This is a genomic window from Frankia sp. AgB32 (assembly GCF_023243045.1).
Classification (GTDB): domain Bacteria; phylum Actinomycetota; class Actinomycetes; order Frankiales; family Frankiaceae; genus Frankia.
Window position 1 is genome coordinate 1 of sequence record NZ_JALKFX010000250.1, and the last position, 10,895, is coordinate 10,895.

General features: G+C 70.6%; 11 protein-coding genes. 9 read left to right on the plus strand and 2 right to left on the minus strand.

Annotated features, from left to right (window positions below; genetic code table 11):
• Positions 1–122: 122 nt before the first annotated feature.
• From MXD60_RS27480 to MXD60_RS27505, 6 genes are all read left to right on the plus strand, one after another.
• On the plus strand, positions 123–1,001 hold the full coding sequence (locus MXD60_RS27480) for a radical SAM/SPASM domain-containing protein (protein ID WP_248822597.1): 879 nt from the start codon (positions 123–125) through the stop codon (positions 999–1,001).
• Positions 971–2,119 (plus strand): methyltransferase domain-containing protein, encoded by a 1,149-nt coding sequence (locus tag MXD60_RS27485; protein ID WP_248822598.1) that lies wholly within the window; start codon positions 971–973, stop codon positions 2,117–2,119. Before MXD60_RS27480 ends, MXD60_RS27485 begins: the two co-directional genes overlap by 31 nt.
• Before the next feature lie 94 nt (positions 2,120–2,213).
• Positions 2,214–2,567 (plus strand): hypothetical protein, encoded by a 354-nt coding sequence (locus MXD60_RS27490; RefSeq protein WP_248822599.1) that lies wholly within the window; start codon positions 2,214–2,216, stop codon positions 2,565–2,567.
• Complete coding sequence (locus tag MXD60_RS27495) at positions 2,564–3,493, plus strand: hypothetical protein (protein WP_248822600.1); 930 nt, start codon at positions 2,564–2,566, stop codon at positions 3,491–3,493. The genes MXD60_RS27490 and MXD60_RS27495 overlap by 4 nt, the downstream gene beginning before the upstream one ends.
• 116 nt (positions 3,494–3,609) lie before the next feature.
• Complete coding sequence (locus MXD60_RS27500) at positions 3,610–3,804, plus strand: ferredoxin (RefSeq protein WP_248822601.1); 195 nt, start codon at positions 3,610–3,612, stop codon at positions 3,802–3,804.
• 380 nt (positions 3,805–4,184) lie between these two features.
• Entirely contained in the window at positions 4,185–4,547 is a 363-nt protein-coding gene (locus MXD60_RS27505) for an acyl-CoA synthetase family protein (protein WP_368861295.1), read from the plus strand.
• On the opposite strand, the gene MXD60_RS27510 is transcribed toward MXD60_RS27505, so the two are convergent.
• Positions 4,541–4,732, minus strand: a complete 192-nt coding sequence (locus MXD60_RS27510; protein WP_248822603.1) for a hypothetical protein — start codon at positions 4,730–4,732, stop codon at positions 4,541–4,543. The genes MXD60_RS27505 and MXD60_RS27510 overlap by 7 nt on opposite strands.
• 434 nt (positions 4,733–5,166) lie before the next feature.
• Positions 5,167–5,550 (minus strand): hotdog fold domain-containing protein, encoded by a 384-nt coding sequence (locus MXD60_RS27515; RefSeq protein WP_248822604.1) that lies wholly within the window; start codon positions 5,548–5,550, stop codon positions 5,167–5,169.
• Between the two features lie 513 nt (positions 5,551–6,063).
• Here MXD60_RS27515 and MXD60_RS27520 point away from each other — a divergent pair.
• From MXD60_RS27520 to MXD60_RS27530, 3 genes are all read left to right on the plus strand, one after another.
• Positions 6,064–7,170 carry a phosphotransferase family protein gene (locus MXD60_RS27520; RefSeq protein WP_248822605.1) on the plus strand — a complete coding sequence of 369 codons (1,107 nt, stop codon included), beginning with the start codon at positions 6,064–6,066 and terminating at the stop codon, positions 7,168–7,170.
• Positions 7,171–7,184: 14 nt separating this feature from the next.
• Positions 7,185–8,645, plus strand: coding sequence for an aldehyde dehydrogenase (locus MXD60_RS27525; protein WP_248822606.1), 1,461 nt, complete (start codon positions 7,185–7,187; stop codon positions 8,643–8,645).
• 70 nt (positions 8,646–8,715) lie between these two features.
• A complete protein-coding gene (locus MXD60_RS27530; protein WP_308222629.1) occupies positions 8,716–10,854 on the plus strand; it encodes an AMP-binding protein in 2,139 nt (712 codons plus the stop codon).
• The last annotated feature ends 41 nt before the right edge of the window (positions 10,855–10,895 follow it).

Consider the following 10,895-nt stretch of genomic DNA (forward strand, 5'->3'; position numbering starts at 1 on the left):
GACCGGGAGCGCCTGCGCGACACGGTCTGACGCCCCCCGATCCGGCCCGCCGGCCCACACGAGCGCCCACAGCGCGGGTCGGCGGGCCGTCCCGCCTAACCCAGTCAGGCCAAGGGGACAGCATGCCTACCGCCATCGCGGGCAGACCCACCAACGTCATCAACTCGCTCTGGCTGGAGATCACCGGCCGGTGCCAACTGACATGCACGCACTGCTACGCATCATCCGGGCCCACCGGAGATCACGGGTCGATGACCGTGGCGGACTGGCAGCGCGTGCTCAACGAGGCCGCGGCGCTGCGCGTCGGCCGGGTGACCATCATCGGGGGTGAACCGACACTGCACCCGGAACTGGGCGGCCTCATCGACTACGCCGTCGGCCTCGGGCTCGCGGTCGAGGTCTACTCGAACCTGGTGCGCGTGCCGGATCGTCTGTGGCCTGCCCTGACGCAGGCCGGCGTCAGCCTGGCCACGAGCTACTACAGCTCCGACCCCGCCGCCCATGACCGGATGACCGGGCAGGCCCGGTCTCACTCCCGCACCCGGGCCACCATCGTCGAGATGCTACGACGCGGTATCCCGCTGCGCGTCGGCCTGATCGGCGACAGTGACAGCACCCTCGACCGGGCGCACGCCGAGCTCCTGGCCCTCGGCGTGGGCAGCATCACCAGGGACGGCATTCGCCCCGTCGGTCGGGCAGATCACGGCGAGTCGGATCACGGCGAGTCGGGGACCTGCGGGCGCTGCGGCCATGGCCGGGCCGCTATCCGCGCGGACGGTACCGTCACCCCCTGCGTGTTCACCCGACACGCCATCACCGGCAATGTCCGGGTCGGCAGACTGGCGGAGACCCTGGCCGGGACGGCGTGGGCCAGTCAGGTCGCCAGGCTCGACGCGTTGCGGTCCGCGGCCACCGGATGCTCGCCGGATGACACGGAGGAGGGGACCTGCAACCCGTTCACGAGGCCGGCGTGCCAGCCGGACTACCCCGACTCCGACTGATGGACTGGCAGGATCACGCCCAGCAGCTGGCCACGGTGGTCACGCACCCCGGATCACGCTGGTACGGGGTCGTCGCCGCCCTGCCACGCCACTCGTTCGTACCCGCGTGGTGGGAGCGGGACGGGGACGGCTGGATCCGGCGTCAGGGCCCGCTCGCCGAGGTCTACACCAACCGGTCGCTTGTGACCCGGGTCGGTGAGCTGCACGCCGACTCGGCCGGAATCGGTGACCGGCCGGCGGGCCGGTCGACCTCGTCGTCCACTCTGCCGTCGCTGCTGCTGACCATGTACCGGCACGCCCAGATCGCCGATGGCCTCGACGTGCTCGACGTCGGCACCGGCAGCGGCTACGGGACGGCGCTGCTCGCGACCCGCTACGGATCGGGGCGGGTGACCGCAGTGGACGTTGACCCGTACCTCACCGCGGCTGCCACCGAGCGCCTCGCTGGTATCGGGCTCGACCCACAGGTTCTGCCCGTCGACGCGACGGACGGGCTGCCCGGCACCTACGACCGGATCGTGTCGACCATGTCCGTGCCGTCGATCCCTCCAAGCTGGCTGCGGGCATTGCGGCCGGGTGGCCGGATCGTCACCACCATCGCCGGCACCTGGATGATCCTCGCCGTTGATCGCACTCGCGATGGCTTCGCTGGTCGGGTCGCGCGGGACTGGGCCGGATTCATGGCGGCGCGCAGCGGCGCCGACTACCCACCCGACGACCAGGCGTACCACCAGCGGTGGAGCCAGGAGGGTGACAGCGTCGGCGTGGGCCGCTATCCGGTGCTCGACATCGGCGACGCGTGGGACCTCGCCACGACGTTGACGCTGGCCATCCCGGGGATCCGGACCGACTACCGGCGGGAACCCGCTGGCGGCCACACGGCGCTACTCACGCATCCCGATGGATCGTGGGCGCGGGCAACCGCCGTCGACACCGAGCCGCCTACCGTCCACCAGGGTGGGCGGCGGCCCCTCTGGGATCTCCTGGACGACGCGCGAGACGAATGGATGCGCGTGGGCATGTCCCCGTGGCTCGGCGCCCAGGCCATCGTCCGCGCCGACGGTTCCATCCGGCTGATCCGCGGCGACTGGCGGGCCACGATTCCCGCCGCGGGTTGACCCGAGCCCGCTCCCGCATGCCGCCTGCCCGCCCGGGAGACCGCCGCCCCCTCCGCGACGGGTGGCGGGCAGGCACCAACACCCTGGAGTGATCATGTCCTGGTTGGCGACCGCGCCACCACCCTCGGCCGCCCCAGCGGCACTCGTGGCCCGCCACAGAGGCGAGGTCATCATCCGTGTTCGCCTGCCGTGGGTCATCTGCTGCGGCCTCGCCACGGCGACCCGTGCCGGGCTGCTCCACAACCTCACCTCGGCCTGGAGGGTGTGGACGCCGTCCGGGAGCCGCTCCCGACTCGACGACGGCGAGGTTGTGCACGCCTACGGCTACCTGCACGGCCGCGAAGCGCGCCTTCCGGTGGACGTGTGGCGGGCGCTAGCCGCCGCGATATATGACGGCCTCCTCGACCGCCTGCCCGCAGTCGACGCGACCGAGATCGCGGCACCGTGAGCCCGCAGCCGACCCGTGAGGGCCGGATCGCAGCTGTCGACCCCGCCGGGGTGCATCAGGCCCTCATCTGGGCGGCGAGCCACTCGGATCAGCGGCAGTTCACCGCGCGGCTGTTCGCGGACCGCCTCGGCCTGCCCGTCACGCCGATGGCCGGCGCGTTAGACATCCTCGTCGACCTCGGTCTGCTCGGCCGGTGGCGCACCACCAGCCGGACCCTGTACACGGTCGCGCGGCTGCCCGCGCTCGACGCGGCCCGGCGGCCGGCGACGGCCGCGATCAGCCGGCGGGAACTGTGGGCCGCTCTCACCGCCACGACCCGGATCGCCAGCACCCTGGACGGCATCGCCACGGTGTTGGACGCACCGGCCGCCGAGGTGGACCGGTCCTGGTTGGCGTTGCGGCTCGTGACATGGCGGGCCGCCGGGTTGCTCGCGACCACCTCCGATGGCCGGTGGATCGTCACCGTTCGGGGTGCTGAGGCGGCCAGGGCCGCACGGTCCGCGCCGCCCCGCGACGGCGAGGTGTGGGCCGCTGTCGCCGCGGAACAGCCGCCTGGCACGGCCGATGACCGGGTGGACTGGGTGGCGGTCGGCCGGCGCCTCGGCCTGACGGCGCCGCTGCTCGAGCCGTGGGCGGGCGGGGCCGCCGACCGGGGGTTGACGGCAAATCGCGCAAACAAACCACAAACATACATGCCAATTTTGATACCGACGTCGAAGTTGTGTATAGTCATGGACAGGACTGAACCAACCGGCCGGAGAGGTACCGCGGAAGTGCCGATCTTTGTTGCGAACAACCGACCGCACGAGGCCGGGTTTCCACGCAACGGCCGTCCGGGCAAGGCCGAGTGCGTCGAGCCCGAAGGAGGATCCCTCTTCGGCGAGGGTCAGCAAGTACCTTCCGGCCCCATAACCCGAAGTCCTTGACCGCGCCGGTACTCACGCGCGGCGCCGCAACCCTGGCCGGGCGACCCACACCCCCGCAATCAGTCGGCTGACGACCGGCGGAATATCAAGTATTTCTGGAGCTGACGGAGGAACAGATGCAGGTGGTAGTGAACTTGACGCTATGCGAATCTAACGCACTATGCGTCGGCTTGGCTCCGTCGGTGTTTGAACTTGATCAGGACGACGTGCTGGCGGTTTTGGAAGAAGAACCGGACGAGGACGACTGGCTCGATGTGCGCGCCGCCGCACAGGCCTGCCCGAAGCAAGCAATAACCTTGCTTGAGAGCTAATAAACCGCCATCGAACAGGCGGGTGGAGCATTACCAAGGGACTCTTCGGCGGACGCAATGCAAGTCTCCGACTCGTCATCAGGGTAGAGTAGGCCCGGCCAATCTGATGCCACTTCTCCCAAACGCCGGGGTCGCCCGCCGCTAATCGATCGAAAGATGATTGAACATGCGGTGCGGGAGATCGGCGTGGACCAACGGACACGTTCGGGATCGACATCGCCCGGGTGTACGCCTCGTCGGAAGCACCCTCCTTCTCGGGGAGCCTGCCGTCCGACAACCGTGAGCGCCGGCTCTCCGATGACGGCGCCATCGCGCCTGGCGGCGAGGTCCGCACCAGCTCATCCGGTCACCCGCGGGAAGGTCCGCTGCGGGGGTCGAGCGTGGCCCTGGGATACCTGGATCCGGCGGATGACCTGGCCGCGTTCGAGGGCGGCTGGTACCGCAGCGGGGACCAGGTCGAGGTGCACGAGGGTAGGTTGACCGTCGTCGGGCGGATCAAGGAGGTCGTCAACCGCAACGGCCTCAAGATCTCGCTGAGCGAGATCGACACCCGGGTAACACTCGATGACGTGGTGGCGCGCCTGCTCGCCCAGGGGATGGCCAAGCGCGAACTGCCCGAGCAGCTCGTGCGCTGGGACGGGCCGCTCCCCCGGACCACCTCCGGGAAGATCGTCCGGTCCAGGCTGGTGATGGAGTCACCGACCAGGGATGGCGACCTCGCGCGGCGGCTGCGGGATCACTGACCGCCACGGCTACCGGTCAGGTCGCCAGCCCTGCGGCCCGACCGGTACTCCATCGCCCTCGACGAGCGCCCGCGGCGTTCGGGCCGGGGCTCCTGGAAGACGATCGCCCCCCGCAGGATCCGCCCCGCCGCGAGGTCGGCGTACCCCTCGTTCACCTGGTCGAGGGTGTAGGTCCGGGTGACCACAGACCGCAGGCCCGGACGTCGATCAGGACTTCGCCGGCCCTCGGCTCGTCGAGCTCGACCGTCTCGATCCTGTAGTCCTGACCCGGCCCGTACAACAGCGCCGCTCGTGTACTGATCATCTGATGGCCTACCCTTCCTTGAGCCGACGCTGCGGGACGCGGACGCGGACGCGGTTTACTGCGCGGGCTGGTCTCGGCGCCGGCTGGTTATGGCGCCAGGTCGATAGGGCGCCAGGTCGATAGGGCGCCAGGTCGATAGGGCGCCAGGTGGTTACGGCGCGGGCGGGAAGGCCCGCGTCGTCGCGATGACGGCGAGCACATCGCTGCCGGAGTCACGGACCTCGGCCGTGCCGACGCCGCGGTGAATCTCCGCCATCGCGACCGCCGGGCCGTGCCGCACCGGCCGCAGGTACTCCAGGGACAGCGAGGCAAGCGTCAGGCCGGAGTCCTCGACAGCACCGCCTCCTCGACGACCAGCGGGATGAGGCCGCCGTTGAGGGTCCGCGCGGCGTTCAGAACCTCCGCGGTGCACGGCAGGGATGCCACCCCGGGCGCCGTCCGTTGGCAGCCCAGTCGCTGCGCGATCGGCTCCCAGAGCGAGCCCCGCAGCAACGACAACGCCTCCAGCGCCCACCGGCCGGTCGGGATGCGCAGGGCGGGATCGGGCGCGGTCATGAAGACGCCGTGGCCGATGCCCAGCGGACGCCCGGCCTCGTCGAGAAACTCGATCGAGGTGACCAGGACGGAACGCCCCGCCTTGACCACCCGGCCGATGGCGTGGACGGCGCCCCCGACGGGGATTTCCTCGAACAGATGCACGTCGAGCCCGAGCGTCGCAGGGATCCGGGTCCGGGAGGGGCCCTCCAGGCTGAATTCAATATTGACATCAATATAGAGATATGCGATGGTGACGCCGTGTCGAGGGTGAAACGGTGAGGGGCCAGCGGCGGTGATCAGTCGAACATGTCTCCGTGGCGCGCGCTTGTGCTGCCTACATCGTCAGGAACCGCTCACCGTCCTCGTTGGCGCTCACACGTCACCGGCCGCACGTCAACCGCCAGCGTGACGTCGACACGGCCGCTGTGCGCCTGCCGGGCGGTGGCCGGCCGTGGCCGTCCAAGGCCGCCGACCCGCCGAGGGCACCGCCAGTTTCCTGCAGAAGCGGCCGCCAGCATTCCCGTCGTTAGCCGACGGTCTCGATCCAGCCGCCGTCATCGGCGCGGAACTGTCTCGAACCGAGATCGTCCCGGCGGACAGGTCCGGCCAGAAAGAAGACGCGTGTCCCGCGGGCGGCCCGCAGCACCACAGGGCGACTGAAGAAGAGGGCGAACGATGGACGGAACCGATGTGCGTGCCCATCTTGAGGCGTGGCTGCGGCGGCAACTGCCCGACGCGCCCGACACGCGCGTCGAGGGCCTGGAACGCGTCGAGTTCGGCTACTCGGCCGAGATGCTGATACTCACCCTCGTCCAGGGGCGTGACGGCTCCGAGCAGCGGCAGGACGTGGTGGTACGGCTTCGCCCGACCCCGCCGGGGCTGCTGGAGCCCTACGACCTGCAGCGCCAGTTCGACATCCAGCGGGCGCTCGAGCCGACCCCGGTGCGCGCGCCCAGGGTGCTGTGGGCCGAGCAGACCGGAAATGTTCTCGGTCGTCCGTTCTACGTCATGGAGCGCCTGGCTGGAACCGTTTACGAATCAGTGGTCCCGCCGGAGTTGTCCGCGTCGCCCGAGCGGGTCCAGCGCATGTCCGAGGGGATTCTGGACCAGGTGGCGGCGATCCACCAGGTCGATCTGCGGGCCACCGGGTTGGACGCCCTCGGCGATGGCCGGCACTACCTCGACCAGGAGCTCGAGCGGTGGGCCGACAACATGCACCGGTGGCAGCGGGACACGCTTCCCCGGCTGGAGCGACTGCTGGCCGAGCTGCGGGCCCGCCAGCCCGCCCCGTGCCCCACCGTCACTCTGATCCACGGAGATCCGAAGCCCGGCAACTTCGCCTTCGTCGGCGACGAGGTCACCGGCGTCTTCGACTGGGAGCTGGCCGGAGTCGGCGACCCGCTGGCCGACATCGGCTGGATGGAACTGGCCTGGAAGCTGACGCCGGTCTTCCGCGGCCTGCCAGCGTCCCATTTCGACGACCTGATTCTCCGATATCAGGCGCTGACCGGGATCACCGTCGAACACCGGCCGTGGTACCGCGCTTTCCAGGCATTCAAGATGTCGGTGATTCTCCTGGTCGGGGCGATGCTGGTCGACCGCGGTATTAGTAACGACGTGCGAATTGCTCAGGCGGCACAGGGTGTTCCGGCTGTCAGCGGCATGGGTCTGCGAGAGTTCGGGGTGACCGAGAAAATCCCCTCCGGGCCGGTCGCGGCCCGCGAGGAACGGATCAGGGAGGCGTCGGCGACCGCCGACGACCGGTCGGGCGCAACCATCTGAAGGAGGGCGTGTCCATGCCCGTCACGAAGGACATCTACGTCGGCGGGAAATGGCTCCCGTCGACGTCGGACCGCTCGATCACCGTCCATTCGCCGAGCACCGAGGAACCGGTGGCGCAGGTGCCGGATGCCAGCGCCGAGGACGTGGACGCCGCTGTCGCCGCCGCGCGGCGGGCCTTCGACGAGGGGCCGTGGCCGTCGCAGTCCCCCGCCGAGCGGGCGAAGGTGATGGAGGCGCTGCTGACCGAGCTGACGGCCCGTACTGACGAGCTGACCCGCACCATCGTCACCGAGAACGGCACCCCCGTCATGCTGGCGCGGGCGGCACAGGTGGACAACGCGCTCGACGTGCTCCGATACTACGCCGAGCTCGCCGCGACCACGCCGGCGGAGACGTTGCGGGCGGGCCGCTACTCGCCGGCCGTGGTGCGCAACGAACCGGTCGGCACCGTTGCGGCGATCGTCCCGTGGAACGTCCCGCTCTTCCTGGCCATGATGAAGCTGGCACCGGCGCTGGCGGCCGGCTGCACGATCGTCCTGAAGGCGGCGCCGGAAACACCCCTCAACAGCAACCTGCTCGCCGAGGCCGCCCACGCGGCCGGGTTGCCGCCGGGTGTGCTCAACGTGCTCACGGCCGGCGCCCAGGTGAGCGAGCACCTCGTCACGCACCCCGGCATCGACAAGGTGGCGTTCACCGGCAGCACGGCGGTGGGCAAGCGGGTCGCCGGCCTCGCCGCCGCGCAGCTCAAGCGGGTGACACTCGAGCTTGGCGGCAAGTCGGCCGCCATCGTGCTCGACGACACCGACCTCGCGAAGACGATGCCGCGCCTGGTCGGCGTCACGATGTCGATGAGCGGGCAGTTCTGCACGGCGCAGTCGCGGGTGCTGGTCTCCCGCGAGCGCTACGACGAGGCGGTCGACCGGTTCGCGGCGGCGGCCGGGAACCTGCGGGTGGGCGATCCGTTCGATCCGACGACCTTCATCGGCCCGCTCATCTCGGCGCGCCAGCGCGACCGCGTTCTCGGCTACGTCGACATCGGCCGGCAGGAGGGCGCCGTGCTGGTGACGGGCGGGGGCCGGCCCGAGGGCGTCGACCGCGGCTGGTTCGTCACCCCGACGGTGTTCCGCGACGTCACGCGGGACATGCGGATCGCCCAGGAGGAGATCTTCGGGCCGGTCGTCGCCTTCATCCCGTTCGACGACATCGACGACGCCGTGGCGATCGCCAACGACAGCACGTTCGGCCTGCACGGCACCGTGTGGACGGAGGACGTCGCGCGCGGCGTGGAGATCGCTCGGCGGGTGCGGACCGGTACCTACACGGTGAACGGTCTCTCGCTCGACCCGGCGGCGCCCTTCGGTGGCGTGAAGAGTTCGGGACTCGGTCGCGAGCTGGGCCCCGAGGGCCTGTCCGCCTACCTGGAGTCGAAGACCATCACAGTGCCGGTCGGCAGCACGCTACCTGGCTTCGCCTAATCCCGCCCAGTCCGGGGCTGGTCCCCGCCTAGTCCGGGGCCGGCCCCGGAAGCCTCCGAAGGGAGTCACTTTGACACAGGCCCCCGCTCTGCGCGACGACGACCTGCTGCAGACGTTCCGTCTCATCGACGAACGGGTCGCCGCAGCGGTGGACCCCGGCCAGCTGCTGGCGTTGCGCCGCCGTCTCGTCGGTGAGCTGGTCAACGACGCCGACGCCGTCGCCGCGACCCTCACCCCGGACTTCGTGCTGGTGACGCGGGCCGGCGGCACGTCGACCGTCACCAGCCGCGAGACGCTGATCGCGAGTCTGCGCCGGCAGGGCGAGGCGGGCGGAACAGCCATGTGGGTCGAGCTCGACGACCTTGTCGTGGACGGCGGGCTCGCCGGCCACGGCCGGCTGCGGACGCTGCTGACATCGACGGTCGCCGCCGCCCGCGGGCTACCCGGCACCGGCCCCGACGACCTCTGCCTGACCTCGTTCCCGTTCGCGTTCTTCGTGCGCTTCGACGGCGACCTGATGACGTCGGAGGTGCTGTACATGGACCCGGCGGCGACCGAGGCGACGGTGCTGCCGGGCGCCCGGATGCCCACCGGTGAGCGGCTGCGCGAACTGGTCGCGCAGCCGGCCGGCGCCCGGCAGCCCGCGCTGGCCGAGCTGTACCGCGGCGTCTACCTGCCCGATCTCCTCGTCGCCGCGCTCCGGCGGGACCCGCGACGCCCGGCGGTGTACCTCGACGGCAACGAGCTGACCGCGGCGCACCTGAGCGACGAGATGAGCCGCTACGCGCAGGCCTACCAGGCGCAGGGCGTGACGCAGGGCAGCGGTGTCGCCCTGCTGTCGGCCAACCGGCCCGAGGTGCTGTTCGCGATGGGCGCGAACATGACCCTCGGGGCCCGCGGGACCCCGCTGCACCCGCTCGGCTCCCTCGACGACCATGCCTACGTCCTCGCGGACGCGGGCATCGAGACGCTCACCTTCGACCCCGGTTTCGCCGAGCGGGCCGCCCAGCTACGCGAGCGCGTCCCGACGCTGAAGCGGCTGCTGTCGTTCGGGCCGTGCGACGTCGGCGAGGACCTGATCGCCCTGACCGAACGGTTCGCCCCCCGCCCGCTGACCGCGCCCGTGGTCGACGCCGAGAACCCCTCCGCCCTCGCCTACACCGGTGGCACGACCGGTGCGCCCAAGGGGGTGATGGCGACCTACCGCAGCAGCGCCGCGATGGCACAGATCATGATGGTCGAGTGGCAGTGGCCTGAACCGCTGCGCCACCTCGTCTGCACCCCGCTCAGCCACGCCGGGTCGACCTTCCTGGTACCGGTGCTGCTGCGCGGCGGCTCGCTGTTCGTGGTTCCCAAGTTCGACGCGGGTCAGGTGCTCGAGGCGATCGAGCGCCACCGGATCACCTCGGTGTTCCTCGTGCCGTCGATGCTCTACGCCCTGCTCGACCACCCGAACTTCGGCGCGACCGATCTGTCCAGCCTGCGGACGGTGTTCTACGGGGCATCCCCGATGTCGCCGAGCCGCCTGCGGGAGGCGATCGGCCGGCTCGGTCCGATCTTCTTCCAGTTCTACGGCCAGACCGAGGCGCCGCAGACCGTGTTCGTGCTGCGCAAGGAGGAACACGACGTTGACGACCCGGCCCGGCTGGCGAGCTGTGGGCGTCCGGTCCCCTGGGTCCACGTCGCGCTCCTCGACGAGGACGGCAACGAGGTGGCCCGGGGCGAGCCCGGCGAGATCTGCGTGCGCGGACCGCTGGTGATGAAGGGTTACTGGAACAAGCCTGCGGAGACCGCGGCCGCGTTCGCGGGTGGCTGGCTGCACACCGGGGATGTCGCCCGCGAGGACGAGCAGGGCTTCTACACGATCGTCGACCGGAAGAAGGACATGATCGTGAGCGGCGGGTTCAACGTGTTCCCGCGCGAGATCGAGGACGTGCTGTCCACGCACCCGGCCGTGGCCGCCGCCGCGGTGATCGGCGTACCGGACGAGAAGTGGGGCGAGGCGGTGAAGGCCGTCATCGTGCCGCGCGACGGTGTCGCGGTCTCCCCGGAGGAGCTGATGCTGCTCGTCAAGGAGCGCAAGGGCCCGCACTACGCGCCCAAGAGCGTCGACTTCGCCGACAGCATCCCGCTGACGGCGGTCGGCAAACCGGATAAGAAGGCGCTGCGGGCCCGTTACTGGTCCGCCGGCACCCGCCAGGTCGGCTGACGCCCACGACCTCGGACTGCGCGGCGCGCGCCGCGCCGGCC